This window comes from Limnohabitans sp., assembly GCF_023910625.1.
Lineage (GTDB): Bacteria > Pseudomonadota > Gammaproteobacteria > Burkholderiales > Burkholderiaceae_C > Limnohabitans_A.
The window spans coordinates 1,629,436-1,648,291 of sequence record NZ_JAAVVW010000003.1 but is presented as its reverse complement, the minus strand read 5'-3'; the positions used below and the strand labels follow the sequence as shown (position 1 = coordinate 1,648,291).

At 60.4% G+C, this 18,856-nt stretch carries 17 protein-coding genes and 3 pseudogenes; 8 read left to right on the top strand and 12 right to left on the bottom strand.

The window, feature by feature from the left end; genetic code table 11:
- Position 1: 1 nt before the first annotated feature.
- From HEQ17_RS11215 to HEQ17_RS11205, 3 genes and pseudogenes are all read right to left on the bottom strand, one after another.
- A complete protein-coding gene (locus HEQ17_RS11215; RefSeq protein ID WP_296292824.1) occupies positions 2 to 1,216 on the bottom strand; it encodes a type II secretion system F family protein in 1,215 nt (404 codons plus the stop codon).
- Positions 1,213 to 2,397, bottom strand: a pseudogene (locus HEQ17_RS11210) (ATPase, T2SS/T4P/T4SS family); the annotation flags it as partial. The gene HEQ17_RS11215 and the pseudogene HEQ17_RS11210, both read right to left, overlap by 4 nt.
- A 158-nt stretch (positions 2,398 to 2,555) precedes the next feature.
- Positions 2,556 to 3,539 carry a polyprenyl synthetase family protein gene (locus HEQ17_RS11205; RefSeq protein WP_296292823.1) on the bottom strand — a complete coding sequence of 328 codons (984 nt, stop codon included), beginning with the start codon at positions 3,537 to 3,539 and terminating at the stop codon, positions 2,556 to 2,558.
- A 211-nt stretch (positions 3,540 to 3,750) separates the two neighbouring features.
- Between HEQ17_RS11205 and rplU the strand changes: the two genes are divergently transcribed.
- From rplU to proB, 4 genes are all read left to right on the top strand, one after another.
- A complete protein-coding gene (gene rplU / locus HEQ17_RS11200; protein ID WP_296292822.1) occupies positions 3,751 to 4,062 on the top strand; it encodes a 50S ribosomal protein L21 in 312 nt (103 codons plus the stop codon).
- A gap of 12 nt (positions 4,063 to 4,074) precedes the next feature.
- Entirely contained in the window at positions 4,075 to 4,335 is a 261-nt protein-coding gene (gene rpmA, locus HEQ17_RS11195) for a 50S ribosomal protein L27 (RefSeq protein ID WP_019430604.1), read from the top strand.
- Positions 4,336 to 4,438: 103 nt separating this feature from the next.
- Positions 4,439 to 5,563 carry an Obg family GTPase CgtA gene (cgtA, locus tag HEQ17_RS11190; protein ID WP_296292821.1) on the top strand — a complete coding sequence of 375 codons (1,125 nt, stop codon included), beginning with the start codon at positions 4,439 to 4,441 and terminating at the stop codon, positions 5,561 to 5,563.
- A 57-nt stretch (positions 5,564 to 5,620) separates the two neighbouring features.
- Positions 5,621 to 6,757: a glutamate 5-kinase gene (gene proB, locus HEQ17_RS11185; protein ID WP_296292820.1), complete on the top strand. Its 1,137-nt coding sequence runs from the start codon at positions 5,621 to 5,623 to the stop codon at positions 6,755 to 6,757.
- A 36-nt stretch (positions 6,758 to 6,793) separates the two neighbouring features.
- On the opposite strand, the gene HEQ17_RS11180 is transcribed toward proB, so the two are convergent.
- Entirely contained in the window at positions 6,794 to 7,408 is a 615-nt protein-coding gene (locus tag HEQ17_RS11180; RefSeq protein ID WP_296292819.1) for an RNA pyrophosphohydrolase, read from the bottom strand.
- A gap of 99 nt (positions 7,409 to 7,507) precedes the next feature.
- On the opposite strand from HEQ17_RS11180, the gene HEQ17_RS11175 reads away from it, so the two are divergent.
- On the top strand, positions 7,508 to 9,253 hold the full coding sequence (locus HEQ17_RS11175) for a proline--tRNA ligase (RefSeq protein ID WP_296292818.1): 1,746 nt from the start codon (positions 7,508 to 7,510) through the stop codon (positions 9,251 to 9,253).
- A gap of 17 nt (positions 9,254 to 9,270) precedes the next feature.
- Positions 9,271 to 9,897, top strand: a complete 627-nt coding sequence (locus HEQ17_RS11170; RefSeq protein ID WP_296292817.1) for a lytic transglycosylase domain-containing protein — start codon at positions 9,271 to 9,273, stop codon at positions 9,895 to 9,897.
- Between the two features lie 74 nt (positions 9,898 to 9,971).
- Here the strand turns inward: HEQ17_RS11170 and grxD are convergent, their stop codons facing one another.
- The 4 genes from grxD to hemA form a co-directional block, all read right to left on the bottom strand.
- Positions 9,972 to 10,295, bottom strand: a complete 324-nt coding sequence (gene grxD, locus HEQ17_RS11165) for a Grx4 family monothiol glutaredoxin (protein WP_296292816.1) — start codon at positions 10,293 to 10,295, stop codon at positions 9,972 to 9,974.
- Positions 10,296 to 10,380: 85 nt separating this feature from the next.
- Positions 10,381 to 11,220, bottom strand: coding sequence for a peptide chain release factor N(5)-glutamine methyltransferase (gene prmC, locus HEQ17_RS11160; protein WP_296292815.1), 840 nt, complete (start codon positions 11,218 to 11,220; stop codon positions 10,381 to 10,383).
- A complete protein-coding gene (gene prfA, locus HEQ17_RS11155; protein ID WP_296292814.1) occupies positions 11,220 to 12,308 on the bottom strand; it encodes a peptide chain release factor 1 in 1,089 nt (362 codons plus the stop codon). Before prfA ends, prmC begins: the two co-directional genes overlap by 1 nt.
- Positions 12,309 to 12,403: 95 nt before the next feature.
- A complete protein-coding gene (gene hemA, locus HEQ17_RS11150; RefSeq protein ID WP_296292813.1) occupies positions 12,404 to 13,675 on the bottom strand; it encodes a glutamyl-tRNA reductase in 1,272 nt (423 codons plus the stop codon).
- A gap of 137 nt (positions 13,676 to 13,812) precedes the next feature.
- Here hemA and HEQ17_RS11145 point away from each other — a divergent pair, with 137 nt between their 5' ends.
- Positions 13,813 to 14,088, top strand: a complete 276-nt coding sequence (locus tag HEQ17_RS11145) for a hypothetical protein (RefSeq protein WP_296292812.1) — start codon at positions 13,813 to 13,815, stop codon at positions 14,086 to 14,088.
- A 61-nt stretch (positions 14,089 to 14,149) separates the two neighbouring features.
- Positions 14,150 to 15,103: a tripartite tricarboxylate transporter substrate binding protein gene (locus tag HEQ17_RS11140; protein WP_296293738.1), complete on the top strand. Its 954-nt coding sequence runs from the start codon at positions 14,150 to 14,152 to the stop codon at positions 15,101 to 15,103.
- Positions 15,104 to 15,114: 11 nt separating this feature from the next.
- Here the strand turns inward: HEQ17_RS11140 and ugpQ are convergent, their stop codons facing one another.
- From ugpQ to ugpA, 4 genes and pseudogenes are all read right to left on the bottom strand, one after another.
- Positions 15,115 to 15,849 (bottom strand): glycerophosphodiester phosphodiesterase, encoded by a 735-nt coding sequence (gene ugpQ, locus HEQ17_RS11135; RefSeq protein ID WP_296292811.1) that lies wholly within the window; start codon positions 15,847 to 15,849, stop codon positions 15,115 to 15,117.
- An 8-nt stretch (positions 15,850 to 15,857) separates the two neighbouring features.
- Positions 15,858 to 16,877: a sn-glycerol-3-phosphate ABC transporter ATP-binding protein UgpC gene (ugpC, locus tag HEQ17_RS11130; RefSeq protein WP_296292810.1), complete on the bottom strand. Its 1,020-nt coding sequence runs from the start codon at positions 16,875 to 16,877 to the stop codon at positions 15,858 to 15,860.
- Between the two features lie 161 nt (positions 16,878 to 17,038).
- Positions 17,039 to 17,897 (bottom strand): annotated as a pseudogene (ugpE, locus tag HEQ17_RS11125) (sn-glycerol-3-phosphate ABC transporter permease UgpE).
- A 9-nt stretch (positions 17,898 to 17,906) separates the two neighbouring features.
- Positions 17,907 to 18,790, bottom strand: a pseudogene (gene ugpA / locus HEQ17_RS11120) (sn-glycerol-3-phosphate ABC transporter permease UgpA).
- Between the last annotated feature and the right edge of the window lie 66 nt (positions 18,791 to 18,856).

Here is an 18,856-nt window from a genome sequence, read left to right as displayed (position 1 = left end):
CTCAGAAAACTTGTCCCAAATTGAATATAGGCAGGTACATGGCCACCAGGATGGCCCCAATAAAGCCACCCAAGACCACAATGATCATCGGCTCAAGCAAACTGGTCAGCCCTCTGACTTGATCATCGAGCTCGGTCGCCATCAGCCCGCCTGCTCTGCCCAGCAAGCTGTCCAAGGCCCCGGTTTCCTCGCCCGTTGTACACAACTGAACGATCATCGCCGGAAACTGCCCGGTTTGTTGCATCGCTTCGCTCAAACTGCTGCCCTGGACCACTCGGCGGTGCAGTTGCCAGGTGGTTTCCTCGAACACTGGATGATCACATGCTTGCGCGGTAGGTCCCAGAGCCTCCGAGATGGGAACGCCTGCGGACAACAAGGCCGAGAGGGTTTGTGACCAGCGTGCTACAACCGCAGTGGTCAACATAGGCCCCAATACCGGCCAGAGCAAGAACCACCCTGCAGCCCAAAGACGTAATTGATCGGCGCGCGGTCCCTCGTGTTTGATGGCCCAGATGATCAGCAACAGCAGGGGCAAGGCCGCTGGCCAGAGATGGGTCAGAGTGTCGCTGATACTCACCACTATTTGGGTAGACAGTGGTAGTTTGGCACCCATGGACAAAAAAACATCCTCAAAGACAGGCACTACCCACACCAAAATCAGAACCAGAATCGCCAAGGCCACCAACATGACTGTGGTGGGATACATCAGCGCAGAGCGGATTTTGGCGCGTAAAGCCTCGTTTTTTTCGAGCGTCTGCGATAAGCGTTCCATCATGGCGTCCAAAATTCCAGCCGATTCACCCGCTTGCACCATGTGCACGTACAGACCGCTGAAATGACGAGGGTGCCTGGCCAAGGCATCATGCAGCGCGACACCGGATTCGACATCGCTGAGAACGGTTTGCATGACAGCCACCAATGTTTTGCTGGTCATGCTTCGGCACAACATGCCCAGCGCCTGGACCACTGGGACACCGGCTTTCAGCATGGCTGCCCACTGCCGAGTCATGGTTGCAAGGTCTTTGCTCTTGATTTTCTCGGGTGTCGACCACCACAGGCGTTGAACCTGCACTTTTTGAAATCCCTGCTGCCGCACGAGAGCACGGGCCAGGTCGGCATGTTGTGCCTGTATGGTGCCGTTGTGGCGGCGTCCACGAACGTCAAAACCAGACCAACGAAAGGTCGGTTGGGACCGCTCTGAAGCTGGGGCTTTCATGTCCCATCCCGTGTGGCGGCAAGCACCTCGTCCAGTGAGGTGATGCCTTGCAGTACTTTGCGCAAACCCGCAATCCGCAAGCTGCTGACGCCTTCCCGGCGGGCTTGGCGATCCATTTCCTGAATGCCTGCCTCTTGCAGGACCAACTGCTGCATCTCGGTACTGACCGGCATGACCTGAAAGATGCCAGTCCGACCGTTGAAGCCTTTATGGCATTTTGGGCATCCTACAGGCTCGAAAACAGGCACAAGATCTGCTGGACACATGGCTTGTGGCCAACCAGATCGAAGCAAAATTTCTGGCTGTAGCGTGGTGCTTTTCTTGCACGAGGGGCAAAGGCAGCGCACCAGGCGTTGTGCCGTGATCAGGCTCACACTGGCGGCGATGTTGTAGGGGGCCGTGCCCATGTTGCGCAAGCGGACCAAGGTGGATGGTGCGTCGTTGGTGTGTAAGGTGGACAGCACCAGGTGGCCAGTTTGCGCGGCCTGGATGGCGATGTTGGCGGTCTCCAGGTCACGGACTTCTCCCACCATCAAAATATCTGGATCCTGTCGCAAAAATGCGCGCAAGGCCACTGCAAAATTCAAGCCGGGCTTGTCCTGGACATTGACCTGGTTGATGCCTGTGAGCTGGATTTCACAGGGGTCCTCCACCGTGGCAATATTCACTTCGGCGGTGTTGAGCAAGTTCAGGCAGGCATAGAGCGATTGTGTTTTGCCTGATCCGGTGGGACCGGTCACCAAAACCAGCCCGTGGGGGGCATGGATCGCCTTCAGCAACTGGGCCAGATCATCGGGTTCATAGCCCAGATTGGTCAAGTCCAGTTGGACTTGTGCAGAGTCAAGAACGCGGATCACGAGCTTTTCACCAAACAAGGTGGGCAATGTGCTGACGCGCAGGTCAAGCTCCCTGCCCTCGGCCAAAAGCAGTTTCATTCTCCCATCTTGGGGCAGGCGCTTTTCGGCAATATCCAGGCGCGACATCACCTTGATGCGGGACGCCAAGCGGTCCTTCAGTGCCATGTGCGGAGAAGCGACTTCGCGCAGCTCGCCATCAATTCGCATGCGAACCCGGTAATGGTGTTCGTACGGTTCGAAGTGCAGATCCGAAGCTTTCAGGGCCACGGCTTGCTCGAGCAGTTGCTGCACGCAGGTGACCACCGGCGCATCATCGATAGGGGATGTGTGAATTTGGGTGGGTCCTGTGGCGGGCATGCGAGGCCTTTGGTGCGAGTATTTGCTGTTTGCATCATCGCTTTTTGCTCCGCATTTGTAAATCAAACCCATTCGACGAGAGGGCGTACCCTCATGCGAGTTGCAACGCCAAAATCTGTTAACGCTCAGGTTCGTCGCTCAAGCAGTTGAGACGCCAGTGCCACCATCGAGGCGCGGTAGGCGTTGTTCGGCAGTTGCATGGCAGCATCGATGGCGCGTTGCGCTTGCGCCGCTGCGGCTGTTCGGGTCGCAGTCAGGGCCCCTGTGTCGCGCACAATGGCCACGATGTCATTCAGACGATCCACGCTGCCGGTCTCGATGGCCTGGTGAACGGTGCGGCTTTGTTCGGGCGTACCGCGCTGCATAGCCAAGATCAGAGGCAGTGTGGCTTTGCCTTCGCGCAGGTCGTTGCCCAAGTTTTTGCCCATTTCAGTGGTGTTGCCATCGTAGTCGAGCACATCATCAATCACCTGAAAGGCTGTGCCCAAGGCTTGGCCGTAATCGGCGCAGGCAGATTCAATGGCTACCGAGCTGCCTGCCAAAATGGCCCCCAAGCGAGCGCTGGCTTCGAACAGCTTGGCGGTTTTGGAGCGGATCACCCGCAAATACCCTTCTTCATCAAGAGAGGCATCGTGCATGTTCATCAGTTGCAGCACCTCGCCTTCGGCGATCACGTTGGTGGCATCGGCCAGGGTTTGCATCACCCTCATGCTGTCTGCGCCCACCATCATCTGAAAGGCGCGCGAGTACAAAAAATCACCCACGAGCACGCTGGCCGGGTTGCCAAAGCGTTCATTCGCCGTGGCCCTGCCGCGCCTGAGGGTGGACTCGTCCACCACATCGTCGTGCAGCAAGGTGGCGGTGTGGATGAATTCGACCACGGCCGCCAGGTTGTGGCGCTGGCCACCGGTGTAGCCCAAGGCTCCGCAAGTGAGCAGCAGCAGGACCGGGCGAAGGCGCTTGCCTCCAGCTGAAATGATGTAGCGGGCCACCTCTCCTACCAAGGGCACACCGGAATCGAGGCGCTGGGCAATGACATGGTCGACCATGGCCATGTCTGGGGCCACCAGTTCTAGAACGGCTGTGGTGCTGTTTTCTGAGGCAGACAAATGGAAGATCCGGCAGGGGAGCTCGGTGGAGCCGAGGCGGGTGGAACAAAACGCACCCAGTGCGAGATGCAATTATAGAGACCGTCGCGCTTGGCCCCCTGAAGCATGTGCATTCGGGAAGCGACAGATTGTTCAGCCATGGGTGGCCGTGCTAGAATCTCAGGTTCCTTGGGGATTAGCCCTTGGAAACTTCCATTCAAAGAGGTCATTTATGTACGCGGTCATAAAAACCGGTGGCAAACAGTATCGTGTTGTCGCTGGCGAAAAAATTAAAGTAGAACAGATTGCTGCGGACGTTGGCCAGGAAATCGTGATTGATCAAGTTCTCGCAGTCGGCAACGGCGCAGACCTGAAGATCGGCACGCCCCTGGTGTCCGGCGCAACAGTCACAGTCACAGTGCTGGCTCATGGCAAGCACGACAAAGTGCACATTTTCAAGATGCGCCGTCGCAAACACTATCAGAAACGTCAGGGTCACCGCCAGCAGTTCACCGAACTGCAAATCGGCGCGATCGCTGCCTGAGGAGAATAGGTCATGGCACAGAAAAAAGGCGGCGGCTCTACGCGCAACGGACGTGATTCCAAGCCAAAAATGCTCGGCGTCAAGGCTTTCGGTGGTGAACTGATCAGTGCAGGCTCGATCATCGTTCGTCAACGTGGTACCAAGTTCCATGCAGGCAACAATGTCGGCATCGGCAAAGACCACACTTTGTTTGCCCTGGTCGACGGCCATGTGTCGTTTTCTACCAAAGGCGAACTGAGCAAGCACATGGTCAACGTGACGCCGGCTGTTTAAGCCCGTTGCGTCCATGGCGAAGAGGAGCCCCGCAAGCCGGGGCTTTTCGCATTCTGGCCCGCTGACCTTTTGATCTCGGGCCCACCGCTACACTGGATACCCCATGAAGTTCGTTGACGAAGCCTATATTGACATCTCCGCAGGTGACGGCGGGAACGGCTGCGTCTCGTTCCGCCATGAAAAATACAAAGAATTCGGTGGTCCCAACGGGGGAGATGGCGGGCGAGGCGGTCATGTGTTTGCTTTTGCCGACATCAACCTGAACACCTTGGTCGATTACCGTTACTCGCGCAGGCACGATGCCAAACGCGGCCAGCACGGCATGGGCTCCGACATGTTCGGCGCTGCCGGCGACGATGTCACCCTCAAAATGCCGGTGGGCACCATCATCACCGATGCCGAAACCGGCGAAGTGCTCTATGAGTTGCTGGAGCCGGGTGAAACCATCATGATCGCCAAGGGTGGCGACGGTGGTTTTGGCAACATGCGCTTCAAAAGCGCGATCAACCGCGCGCCCCGCCAAAAAACACCCGGCTGGCTCGGTGAGAAGAAAGAGCTCAAGCTCGAATTGAAGGTGCTGGCCGATGTCGGTCTGCTGGGCATGCCCAATGCGGGCAAGTCCACCTTCATCGCGGCCGTCTCCAATGCCCGCCCCAAAATCGCCGATTACCCCTTCACCACCTTGCACCCCAACTTGGGCGTGGTGCGTGTGGGCCCCGAACAAAGCTTTGTGGTGGCCGATGTGCCGGGGCTGATCGAGGGCGCCTCAGAAGGTGCTGGCTTGGGCCATTTGTTCCTGCGCCATTTGCAGCGCACCCGTTTGCTCTTGCATGTGGTCGACTTTGCGCCTTTTGACGAGAACGTCGATCCGGTGCAGCAGGCCAAGGCCATCGTGGCGGAGCTTAAAAAATACGATCCCGGTTTGTACAACAAGCCCCGCTGGCTGGTGCTGAACAAGCTGGACATGGTGCCAACCGAGGAGCGCGAAGCGCGGTTGAAGGAATTCATCAAGCGCATGCGTTACAAAGGCCCCGTCTTTCAAATTTCTGCCCTGACCCGTGAAGGTTGCGAGCCGCTGATCAAGGAAATCTACAAACACATCCGTGCCCAGCAAATCATCGAGCAGGGCATTGTGGAGATTGACCCCCGCTTCACCGAACAGGACAAGCCGCAAGAGCCGGATGCCGATGACCCGCGTTTCAAGCCGCTGCCGTCTGATGCGGATTGATCCGGTGGCGTGCGCCTAAATTTGTCCTTTTTTCTTCACGCCCAGTAAAACCCCAGCATGTCTTCTGCCGCCGTTTCCACCCTGTTGCGCGATGCGCGCCGCATCGTCGTCAAAGTCGGCTCCAGCCTGGTGACCAATGAAGGGCGCGGTCTGGACGAGGGCGCGATTGGCGAGTGGTGTCGCCAGATGGCGCTGCTGAGCAGCCAAGGCAAAGAAGTGGTCATGGTCTCCAGCGGCGCGATTGCTGAAGGCATGAAGCGCCTGGGCTGGACCACTCGCCCGAGCGAAGTCCCTGCTTTGCAGGCCGCTGCCGCTGTGGGCCAGATGGGTCTGGCGCAAATGTACGAAACCAAGCTGCGCGAAAACGGCATGGGCAGCGCCCAGGTCTTGCTCACGCATGCCGACCTGGCCGACCGCGAGCGCTACCTCAACGCCCGCTCGACTTTGTTCACCTTGCTGCAACACAAGGTGTTGCCCGTGATCAACGAAAACGACACGGTGGTCAACGATGAGATCAAGTTTGGCGACAACGACACCTTGGGTGCCTTGGTGGCCAACCTGATCGAAGCCGACTTGCTGATCATCCTGACCGACCAAAAAGGCTTGTACACCGCCGACCCGCGCAAAGACCCCTCGGCCACCTTCGTGCACGAGGCCCATGCTGGGGATTTGGCCTTGGAAGCCATGGCAGGCGGTGCGGGTTCGAGCATTGGACGGGGCGGCATGATCACCAAAATCCTGGCGGCCAAACGGGCAGCCGGTTCTGGCGCATCCACCGTGATCGCCTGGGGACGTGAGCCCGATGCCTTGCTGCGCTTGTGCCAGGGCGACAACATGGGCACCCTGCTGGTGGCCCAGACCGCCAAACAACAAGCCCGCAAACAATGGATGGCTGACCACCTGCAGCTGCGCGGCTCGGTCACCGTGGATGCGGGTGCAGCGCACAAAGTGCTGACCGAAGGCAAAAGCCTGCTGCCCATCGGCATGACAGGCGTCGCGGGTGATTTTTCACGCGGCGATGTGATCGCCATTCGGGATGAGCAGGGTGCCGAAATTGCTCGGGGCTTGGCCAATTACGCCAGTGCCGAGGCCCGTTTGTTGTGCCGCAAGCCCTCGCACGACTACGAGGCCTTGCTGGGCTACACCGCCGAGCCCGAAATGGTGCACCGGGACAACCTGATCCTGAGCCGCTGAAGTCAAGGGGATCGAAACCAGCCAACGCAGGGCGAGTCAGCCTTGCGGGTTCGGGTCGAAGCTGGCACCCGGGGGCAACTCCATGTGCAAGGGTGGTTGCATCTCGCTGTGATCGTGGTCGACGCCTAGATCTCGTGGGGCGCGGCTGCCGCCACGCAAATAGCGGTTTTGCCGCTCTTGCCGGGGCAAATAGCGGGCCAGTTCAGTCAGCGCCATTTCATACACGCCGCGCTTGAACTCCACCACCACATCGAGCGGCACCCAATAGTCGTTCCAACGCCAAGCGTCAAACTCGGGGTGGTCGGTGGCACGCAAGTTCAGGTGGTGGTCGTGCGTCACCATCTGCAAAAGGAACCAGATCTGTTTCTGGCCCTTGTAAAAGCCGCGTGCATCCCGTCGGATGAAGCGGTCCGGCACCTCATAGCGCAACCAGTCACGGGTTCGGGCCACGATGCGCACATGCTCCGGGTGGAGCCCCACTTCTTCGTGCAGTTCACGGAACATGGCTTGTTCAGGGCTTTCACCCCGGTCAATGCCACCCTGCGGAAACTGCCAGCTGTGGGTACGGATGCGCTTGCCCCAGAAAACCTGGTTTTTCTGGTTGAGCAGAATGATGCCGACGTTTGGCCTAAAGCCTTCACGGTCAAGCATAATCAACCTCAAATTTTTAAATTGTGTCCATTATGCACGCCGCACAGGCGCTTGCTCTTGGATGTTTCCCTGATCCCCCTGCTGAGTTAGCCCGCCGCGATGAAAGCCTCCCAGTTCCTCATTTCCACCCTCAAAGAAGCCCCCGCCGACGCTGAAGTGGTCAGCCACAAGCTCATGACCCGCGCCGGCATGATCAAAAAGCTGGGCGCAGGCATCTACAACTACATGCCCATGGGTTTGCGCGTGATCCGCAAGGTCGAAGCCATCGTGCGCGAAGAGATGAACCGCGCAGGCGCCATTGAGATGACCATGCCCGTGGTGCAGCCGGCTGAGCTGTGGCAAGAGACCGGCCGCTTTGACAAGATGGGCCCTGAATTGCTGCGCATCAAGGACCGCCATGGCCGCGATTTCGTGATCCAGCCCACCAGCGAAGAAGTGGTGACCGATGTGGTGCGCCAGGAAGTGCGCAGTTACAAACAGTTGCCCAAAAATTTTTACCAAATCCAGACCAAATTCCGCGACGAGCGCCGCCCCCGTTTTGGCCTGATGCGTGGCCGCGAATTCACCATGAAAGACGCCTACAGCTTTGACCGCGACGTGGCGAGCGCCAAGGCCAGCTACCAGGTGATGGCCGGGGCCTACCGCAAGATCTTTGACCGCTTTGGCCTCACCTACCGCGCAGTTGCCGCAGACAGCGGGGCCATCGGGGGAGATTTGTCTGAAGAGTTCCAGGTGATCGCTGCCACGGGCGAAGACGCCATCGTCTATTGCCCCACCAGCAGCTACGCCGCCAACATCGAAAAAGCCGAAGCCCTGGCCCCCAGCCAGCCGCGCGGCGCGGCATCGCAAGCGCTGACCAAGACCCCCACCCCAGGCAAGAGCACCTGCGAAGACGTGGCCGCTTTGCTGAACGTGCCCCTGTCCACCACCGTCAAATCCTTGGTGCTGGCCACCGACACCCTGAACGAGCAGGGCGAGATCGTCAAATCGCAAGTTTGGCTCTTGCTCTTGCGTGGCGACCACGACATGAACGAAGTCAAGGTCGGCAAGCTGCCCGGCATGGAAGGCGGCTTCCGTTTTGCCACCTTGAGCGAGATCGAAGACCACTTCGGCTGCAAGCCCGGCTACCTCGGCCCGCTGAACCTCAAAAAGCCCGTGCACCTGGTGGCCGACCGCGACGTGGCCGTGATGGTCGACTGGATCTGCGGCGCCAACGAAGAAGACTTCCACATCACTGGCGTCAACTGGGGCCGTGACCTGCCCGAGCCTGCGCTGGTGGCCGACATCCGCAACGTGGTCACGGGTGACAAGTCGCCTGACGGTCTGGGAGAACTGGCCATTGAGCGCGGCATTGAAGTGGGCCATGTGTTCTATTTGGGCACCAAATACTCCAAGGCCATGAGTGCCACCTTCCTAGACGAAAACGGCAAGCCCCAGTTTCTGGAAATGGGTTGCTACGGCATTGGCATCACCCGCCTGCCCGCCGCTGCCATCGAGCAAAACCACGACGAACGCGGCATCATTTGGCCCGACGCCATCGCCCCCTTCACCGTGGTGGTCTGTCCCATTGGCATGGACCGCAGCGAAGCCGTCAAGGCCGAGGCCGAACGCATCTATGCCGCCTTGTTGGCGGACGGGGTGGATGTCATCCTGGACGACCGGGGCGAGCGCCCCGGTGCCATGTTTGCCGACTGGGAACTGATCGGCGTGCCGCACCGCATCACGATTGGCGACAAGGGCCTCAAAGACGGTTTGGTCGAGTACCAGCACCGCCGGGATGCCGAATCGAGCAAAGTGTCGGTGGCCGATATTCAGGGCCACCTCAAGGGGCGTTTGGCCCCCTGAACCGCGCACCCCGGCCCATGACGCGCTCGGTCTTGCCCAGCCGCCGGGCTTGTTTGCTCAGCCTGTGCGGGACCCTGTTGCCCGCCGGGCTGACGCATGCCGGACGGCAAATCGAAGAGCCCCTGTCGCACGCCGTGCGTTCGGCCCTGAGCGCGGCGGTGGCAGCGGCAGCGCCGCCTGAGCCCCTGCTGCCCACCACTGCAGATCAGCAGGCCTATGCGCAATGGCAAGCGGCCAGCAGTCAGCGTCTGGCACGCCACAAAAAGAACCCCACCGAGCGCCAAGAATTTTTGCAAACCCTTTGGTACGAAGCCCGCCGCGCAGGCCTGCCGCTGTCGCTGGTGCTGGGCGTGGTGCAGGTCGAAAGCGCGTTTCGCAAATACGCCATTTCCAGCGCCGGGGCACGCGGCTACATGCAGGTCATGCCGTTTTGGGCGCGCCTGATCGGCGACGGCGACGACAGCCGCCTGTTCCACATGCAGACCAACCTGCGTTTTGGTTGCGTGATCCTGCGCCACTACCTGGACCGGGAACGGGGCGACATTTTCATGGGGCTGGGTCGTTACAACGGTTCACGCGGAAAAAGCGCTTATCCGCAGGCCGTTCAAGCGGCGCAGCGGCTGTGGTTGCAAGCGGAAGATTGAGGTGCACGGGCCAGCAGTGAAAAAGCCACCCGCAGGTGGCTATTCGGGGTGGCAGGGCCGCCGCCCTTGGCCAATCAGGCCTGGCCGTTGATCACTTGTTGCAGCTCGCCCGATTCGTACATTTCCATCATGATGTCCGAGCCGCCGATGAATTCGCCCTTGACGTAGAGCTGGGGGATGGTGGGCCAGTTGCTGTATTCCTTGATGCCTTGGCGGATTTCGGCGTCGTCCAGTACGTTCACGGTTTTGACCGTCTTGGGGTCCACGCCGCAAGCCTTGAGCAGTTGGATGGCACGGCCTGAAAACCCGCACATGGGAAAGCTGGCGTTGCCTTTCATGAACAGGGTGATCTCGTTGCCTTTGACGAGTTCGTCGATGCGTTGTTGGGTGTCGCTCATGTTGTTGCTCCAAGTGGGGTCGGTGTCGAATGAAGTGAATTATGTCTCTGATTGAAAGTCTGCCATTTTTGCAGGGATGTTGCTGTCACTTTGGCATGACTGCGCCTGTACAGCGCTCTAAACCGCCCAGATCGCGGCGCGACTGCACCTGCACAAAACCGGCTTCGCGCAGCAGGGCTTGCACCGGGGCCGCTTGGTCCCAGCCGTGTTCGAGCAGCAGCCAGCCGCCCGGGGCGAGGCGGCTGGGGGCTTGGGCAATGATCTGGAGGATGTCATCGAGGCCATCTGTGCCGCTGGTCAGCGCGCTCAGGGGCTCATGGGTCAGGGCGGCAAGGTGCGGGTCGCCTTCGGCCACATAGGGGGGGTTGGAGACGATCAGCTCAAATGGACCCGGCACGGCGTCCATCCAGTGGCTGATCACACACTTCACGGCCAAGTTCAGGCGCTGGGCATTGGCGCTGGCCACGGCCAGGGCGTCGGCACTGGCGTCCACCGCCGTCACCTGTGCGGCAGGGCGGTGGTGCTGCAGGGCCAGCGCCACGGCCCCGCTGCCGGTGCCCAGGTCCAGCACGCGGGTTGGCTGGCTTGAAGGCAGCAATTCCAGCGCCCATTCGACCAGGATTTCCGTGTCGGGGCGCGGGTCCAGCACACGGGCGTCCACCTTCAGCGTGAGGCCAAAAAAGTCTTTGTGCCCGGTGATATAGGCCACGGGCTCGCCTTGCAGGCGGCGCTGCAGGGCTTGGCCCCAGTTGTGTTGTTGCGCCTCGGTCAACAGATCGGTGTCGTGGGCCAGCAGCCAGGCGCGCTCATGCACCGGGCGCGCCAAGGCATGCAGCAGCAGCATCTGCGCGTCCACGCGGGCCAGCCCTTGTCTGTGGGCTTGTTGCAGGCAATCGGCCACGCTGGGGCTGGCGCGCGGGTCCATCACGCAGACGCCCCGATTTCCAGTGCAGCCAGTTGTTCTGCGGCTTCGTAGGCCTGCAGTGCATCGACCACGTCTTTCAAATCGCCTTCCATGATGGTGAGCAGCTTGTACAGCGTGAGGTTGATGCGGTGGTCGGTCAGGCGCCCTTGCGGGAAGTTGTAGGTGCGGATGCGGTCGGAGCGGTCGCCGCTGCCGATCAGGCTTTTGCGCTCGGCCGCGTCTTTGGCGGCGCGTTCGGACCGGTCTTTTTCCTGAATGCGGGCGGTCAGCACCTTCAGGGCTTGCGCCTTGTTGCTGTGCTGGCTGCGGCCATCTTGGCATTCGGCCACGATGCCGGTGGGCAAGTGGGTGATGCGCACCGCCGAGTCGGTTTTGTTGATGTGCTGCCCACCCGCGCCGCTGGCGCGGTAGGTGTCAATGCGCAAATCAGACGGGTTGATCTTGATGGCTTCGGCCTCGTCTGGCTCGGCCAGCACGGCCACCGTGCAGGCGCTGGTGTGGATGCGGCCTTGGGTTTCGGTCGCGGGCACGCGCTGCACCCGGTGGCCGCCCGATTCGAACTTGAGCGCGCCATACACCTGGTCGCCTTCGATGCGCACCACGACTTCTTTGTAGCCGCCCAGTTCGCTCATCGACTCCGAGATGATCTCGCAACGCCAAGCCTGGCTTTCGGCGAAGCGGGTGTACATGCGCAGCAAGTCGCCCGCGAACAAGGCCGATTCGTCGCCTCCGGTGCCTGCGCGAATTTCCACAAAAGCGGGGCGGGCATCGTCGGGGTCTTTGGGCAGCAGCATGCGCTGCAGCTCTGATTCCAGGCTTTGCAGTTCGGCGCTGGCGCTGGCCACTTCTTCTTCGGCCATCTCGCGCAGGTCTTCGTCATCCAACATGGTTTGGGCTGTGGCCAGATCGGCGCTGCGCTGCTGAAAGCGGGCAAAGCGCGAGGCCACGGCGCTGACCTCGGCATGTTCCCGAGAGAGTTTCAGGAACTGCGTCATGTCGGCCATGATGTCTTCGCGGGACAGTAAAAAGTCCAGCTCGGTCAAGCGCAGGGCATAGCGTTCGAGTTGCTGGATAAGAAAGGGTTTCATGCGGCCAGAATTTTTGAAAGTTGGATCTTGAATTCCAACGGGCATGGAGCAGGGAGGGTGTCGGTGTTGATGTGCCGACCTGCCAAGCCAAGCCGCTAACGCTCTTTGCGCAAGAAGACGCGCTGCACAGTTTGAATGGTGTGCTCGCGGTGCTCGGAGTCGGTCCCGCGCAACTCGGCCAGGGCGCCGTGCAGCATTTTCTGGGTCAGGCCTTTGGACAGGGCCTCCATCACGGCGATCGGGTCATCGCCCCGTGCCAGCAACTTGCGGGCGCGGACCATTTCGGCTTCGCGCCAAGCGTCGGCTTGGTTTTGCAGCTGCTGGATCAGGGGCACGGTGCCGCGTTGGCCCATCCAATGCATGAAACTTTGCACCCCGGCGTCGATGATGACCTCGGCCTCGGCCACGGCCGCTTGGCGGTGGGCTTGACCCGATTGCACCACGCCCGCCAAGTCGTCCACGGTGTAAAGGTAAACATCGTCCAGCGACTTGACTTCGGGCTCAATGTCGCGCGGCACCGCCAGATCGACCATGAACATGGGGCGGTATTTGCGTTTTTTAAGGGCACGTTCGACCGCACCCAAACCAATCAGGGGCAAGGTGCTGGCGGTGCAGCTGATGACCGCGTCGAACTCGTGCAAGCGTTCGGGCAGGTCGGACAGGGGCATGACCTCGGCCCCAAATCGGTGGGCCAGCAACTCGGCGCGGTCCAGGCTGCGGTTGGCAATCACCATGCCTTTGGGCTGCTTGGCTGCAAAGTGGGTGGCCACCAACTCGTTCATTTCACCCGCACCGACAAACAGGATGCGGATGTCTTGGATGTCTTCGAACAACTGGCTGGCCAGGCGCACCGAGGCAGCGGCCATGCTGATGGAGTGGGCACCGATTTCGGTGGAGCTGCGCACTTCTTTGGCCACGGCGAAGCTGCGCTGGAACAATTGGTTGAGGGTGCTGCCCAGGGCACCGGCTTGCTCGGCCGCACGCACGGCGTCCTTGAGCTGGCCCAGAATCTGGGCTTCACCCAATACCATGGAGTCCAGGCCGCTGGCCACGCGAAAAGCATGGCGGGCCGCCTCATTGCCTTCGAGCAAATACGTGTGGGCGTGCAGTTCAGAGGCATTGACACCACCGGTTTGGGCCAGCCAAGTCAAGGTGTCGTGCGTGGCCGCTTGGTCGGCAGCGCAGTATATTTCCGTGCGGTTGCAGGTCGACAAAATGGCTGCTTCGGGCTCTTGGGCGATACGGTGTGCCAAATCTCGGCGCAAACCGTGCAGGGTGGGCACCAGTTTGTCCACGGCGAACGCAAACCGACCGCGCAGATCCAGCGGCGCAGTGGTGTGGTTCAAACCGAGGGTCCATACAGCCATGAGGGGCATTATAGGCACGACGTGTCAACTTCGCTTGACACTGGAGTCATGAAGCCTGCTGACGTTGCTTTCCATGCACAATTGCCATTTTTACCCTGAGGCTGGGAAGCCTTGAACCACCCACAGACGCAGACCCCATGAGCTATTGGCAACTCCTTGTGCACCTGTTCAACTTTGTGCTGCCGGCTTTGGTCATGGCTGTCTGCATGCCTTGGGCGGGGCGCTGGGTCATGGGCGTGCGCGGGCCCGACACAGGCCGACGCATGGCAGTCCATGCTGTCAGTGGAGTGTTGGTGCTGGCAGCAGGTTTGTGGCTGCAAGGTCAGGATGGGAAAATGTGCACCTACATCGCTTTGGTGCTGGTGGCGGCCACTGCCGAATGGGTGATGCACCGTGGCTGGGCCCGAAAATGAGTCCAGGGCCGTATCCCCGCGGTCCAGGGTACATGTTCAAAAGGAGACAAACATGATTGGAATGAAACGCCGTGCCTTGTGTGCTTTGAGTGTCCTGGCCTTGGGCAGTGCCTGGGCCTTTCCGACAAAGCCAATCCGGGTGGTGATGGGTTTCCCGGCAGGGGGGCCACTGGATCAGCACGCGCGTCTGCTGACCGATCGGCTGCAGGCCCAGTTGGGTCAGCCCGTCCTGATCGATTACAAAGCGGGCGCAGGCGGCACCGTGGGGGCGCAAGAGGTGATGCGCTCTGCACCCGATGGCCATACCCTCATGCTGGCCAACACCGGGGTGATGGTCATCAACCCAGCGCTGTACACCAAGCTGCCTTACAGCACGCTGCGCGATTTTGTGCCGGTGGCACGCACGGCGATGCAGCCACTGGCCTTGATGGTCAACCCCAAAGTGCCGGTGAACAATTTGAAGGAATTTGTGGACTATGCCAAGGCCCGCCCTGGGCAGATCAATTACGGCTCTGCGGGCAATGGTGGCAGTAGCCATTTGGTGCCCGAGATGTTCAAGTCGGCCACGGGTCTGTTCATGGTCCACATCCCTTACCGGGGCAGTGCCCCCGCCTTCATTGACCTGATGGCAGGCCAAGTGCAGTTCATGGCTGAAAGTATTCCGCAGGCAGCGCAGTACCACAAGCAGGGCAAAGTGCGTGCACTGGCCGTGACCAGCCGCGAGCGAAACCCGGCCCTGCCCGACATCCCGACCGTGATGGAGACGGGTATTGCGAATTTTGAAGTGGTGGGCTTTTATGGCTTTCTGGCCCCTGCGGGCACCCCAAAAGACGTGGTCAACAAGCTCAGCGATGCCTTCAAGGCGGTGATGAACCAGCCCGACATCCGATCGCGCATGGTGACACAAGGGGCCGATCCGGCTTTTTTGGGGGCCGATGACTTTGCCAAATTTTTGACCAGTGAAATGCCGCGCTGGGCGCTGGTGGTTCAGAAATCGGGGGCCAAGCTCGACTGACGGGGGTTGATTCAGATCGGACTGAACCCATCCACCCGGTCGGTGATGATGCCGTCGGTGCCCAGGGCCAGCAGGTGCTGGGCGGCCCAGTCGTCGTTGACGGTGTAGCTCAGGCACCGCATGCCAGTGCCGTGGACTTGGGCCACGGTGGCGCTGTCCCACAGGGCGTAGTTGGCGACCACGGCGCAGCACTGCAGCGCCAAAGCCTTTTCCAACCAGCCGTCCCACAGCGTATCCACCAGCAGGCCACGCGGCAACTCGGGTGCCGCCGTTTGCGCTGCCGCCAGCGCGTCGGGTTTGAAAGATGTCAGCAGGGGGAGGATTTCGGCGCCTTGCCACAGTTGCGCCGCCAGACGCGCAACCGCGTCGCCCGTAGCCGCTTCAGTGCCCGGCGTGGGTTTGATTTCGATGTTCAGCAGGTAGCGGTTCGCCAGACAAAACCGGGCCAGTGCTTCCAGAGTGGGCAGTGGCTCGCCCGCAAAAGCCCGCGAATGCCAGCCGCCAGCGTCCAACTGCGACAGGGCATGCCAAGGCAGGTCACCGCCGATGCCGTTGCCGTTGGTGGTGCGCTCCAGCGTGGCGTCGTGCATCAAAAACACCACGCCGTCTGCGCTGAGCTTGGCATCGCACTCGAACATGCGAAAGCCTTGCGCTGCGCCCAGCCGGAAGGCGGTCAGGGTGTTTTCCGGGGCAAGCTTGCCAGCGCCTCGGTGGGCAATCCAGCGTGGGTAGGGCCAGTGTTTCATGGTGCTCTTCAGGCGATGCGTTTTTGCGAGGCCCTGTCAAACCAGTGCAGTCGGTCGGCGCGTGGCGTGGCGTGGAAGGTGCTGCCCGGTTGAGGCGCGGGCACTGATTCGTCCAGTCGCAGGGTCAGCGTTTCTTGGCCGAGGCGGGCGTGCACCAAGCGCTCGGCGCCCAGCAATTCCACGGTGTCTACCGTCAGTGTCCAGCCACCGTTTTCGGTGACAGGCGTGATGTCCAGGTGCTCGGGGCGGATGCCCAAAATTTGCCCTGCGGGTGTGCCCGGAGCGTGCTGCAGCAAGTTCATCGGGGGCGAGCCAATGAAGCTGGCCACAAAGGTGCTGGCCGGGCGGTTGTAGACCTCCTCGGGTGTGCCGAACTGTTCCATGTGGCCGCCGTTCATGACGATCATGCGCTGGGCCAAGGTCATGGCTTCGACCTGGTCGTGCGTGACAAACAGGCTGGTGATGCCCAATTCGCGGTGCAGTTTCTGAATTTCCAGCCGGGTCTGGGCGCGCAGCTTGGCGTCCAGATTCGACAGCGGCTCGTCAAACAAAAACACCTGCGGCTGGCGCACGATGGCGCGGCCCATGGCCACGCGCTGGCGCTGGCCACCCGACAGTTCGCGCGGTTTGCGCTGCAGCAGTTGCGACAACTCCAAAATCGCGGCAGCCTTGTCCACGCGGGTTTTGATCTCGGCCACCGGCACTTTGGCGATTTTCAGGCCATAGGCCATGTTGTCGAACACGCTCATGTGCGGGTAAAGCGCGTAGTTCTGGAACACCATGGCGATGTCGCGCTCGGCGGGCTCCAGGCCGTTGACCACGCGCTCACCAATCGAGATGGAGCCACCGGAGATGTCTTCGAGGCCCGCCACCATGCGCAGCAGGGTGGATTTGCCGCAGCCCGAGGGGCCGACGATGACGACAAATTCACCGTGTGCGATCTCGGCGCTCAGGTCGTGGATGACGGTGTTGGCTTTGTCGCCTGCACCGTAGGTTTTGAGGATGTGAGAGAGGGTGATGGAAGCCATATGTTTTTTGATCAGACGAGGACAGAGCAACGCTTCAAATGGGTCTGTCTCCGGGTTATTGATTTGACGAGGACAGAGCAACGCTTCGCATGGGTCTGTCCCCGGCTTGTTAATTTGACGAGGACAGAGCAACGCTTCGCGTTGGTCTGTCCCCGGCGTATTTATTTTTCCGTATCAACCAGGCCTTTGACGAACCATTTTTGCATCAGGATGACGACCAGCGCCGGGGGCAGCATGGCCAAGATGGCGGTGGCCATGACCACGTTCCATTCGGTGTAAGCCTCACCCGCGATCAGGCGCTTGATGCCCATGACCACCGGGTACATGTCTTCGTTGGTCGTCACCAGAAGCGGCCACAGGTATTGGTTCCAGCCATAAATGAACTGGATCACGAACAGGGCGGCGATCGAGGTGCGTGTCAGCGGCAGCAAGATGTCGATGAAAAAGCGCATCGGCCCCGCGCCGTCCATGCGCGCAGCTTCCACCAGCTCGTCGGGCACCGTGAGAAAAAACTGCCGGAACAAAAACGTGGCCGTGGCCGAGGCGATCAGCGGCACCGTCAGGCCCGCGTAGCTGTTGAGCATGCCCAGGTTGGAGACCACTTCGTAGGTCGGGCCGATGCGCACTTCGACGGGCAGCATCAGGGTGACGAAAATCATCCAGAACACCAAATTGCGCAAGGGGAAGCGGAAATACACAATGGCAAAAGCCGACAACAAATGAAATGGCGATCTTGCCAATGGCAATCACCAGCGCACTGACCAGGCTGACCCACATCATGGGCGCTGCCGCCGGGATGCGGCTGCCAGCGCTGGTTTCGCCGCCAAACAAGGCGGTTTTGTAGGTCTCCAGCGCGTGGCTGCCAGGGCCACATGGACATGGGCACCGATTGGGCGATCTCGGTCGGCGCTTTGGGTCGAGGCGACTAAAGGTGAGGTACAGCGGGAAGGCGACGATCACCACCCCCAGGATCAGCACCAGGTGGGACAAGACCGTGAGGCCGGGGCGTTTTTCAATCATGGGGCGGGCTCAGTACTGGACTTTTTTCTCGACAAAACGGAACTGCACCACCGTCAGCGCCACCACGATCAGCATCAGGATCACCGACTGCGCGGCCGAGCCGCCCATGTCCAGCGCCTTGAAGCCGTCGTAATAGACCTTGTAGACGAGGATGGCGGTGTCCTTGCCGGGGCCGCCTTGGGTGGTGGCGTCGATGATGCCGAAGGTGTCAAAAAAGGCGTAGACCACGTTGATGACCAAGAGGAAAAAATGTGGTGGGTGACAAGAGCGGGAACACGATGGTCCAAAAGCGGTGCCAAGGGGCTGGCTCCGTCGATGGCCGCTGCCTCCAGCAGGGATTTGGGGATGGACTGCAGCCCAGCCAAAAAGAACAGGAAGTTGTAGGAAATCTGTTTCCACACAGCGGCCAACACGATCAGGGTCATGGCGTGGCCAGAGTCCAGCAGGTGGTTCCACTCGATGCCCACTGAGCGCAAATAAAAGGCGATGACGCCCATGGGCGAAGCGAACATGAACAGCCACAGCACGCCCGCCACCACCGGGGCCACCGCATAAGGCCAAATGAGCAAGGTTTTGTAGATGGCCGCGCCTTTGAGCACGCGGTCGGCCATGACGGCCAGCAAAAGCGAAATGACCAAGCCGCAAACGGCCACCAGCAAAGAAAAAACAGCCGTGGTTTTGAAGGATTCGAGGTAAGTGCTGTCAGCAAACAGGCGCTCGAAGTTCTCCATGCCGACAAATTCGGTGCTCAGGCCAAAAGCGTCTTGCGACAACACACTTTGGTACAAGGCCTGACCGGCGGGCCAGAAAAAGAAAACAAGCACGATGGCCATTTGCGGCGCTATGAGCAGCCAGGGCAACCATCGGGATTGGAATCGAACGCGTTTTTCCATAGGGGCAGAGTTTAGGCGAGCCACAAAAGCTCAAAAAACAGGGGCGCGTGGCCCCTGTTTTCAAGA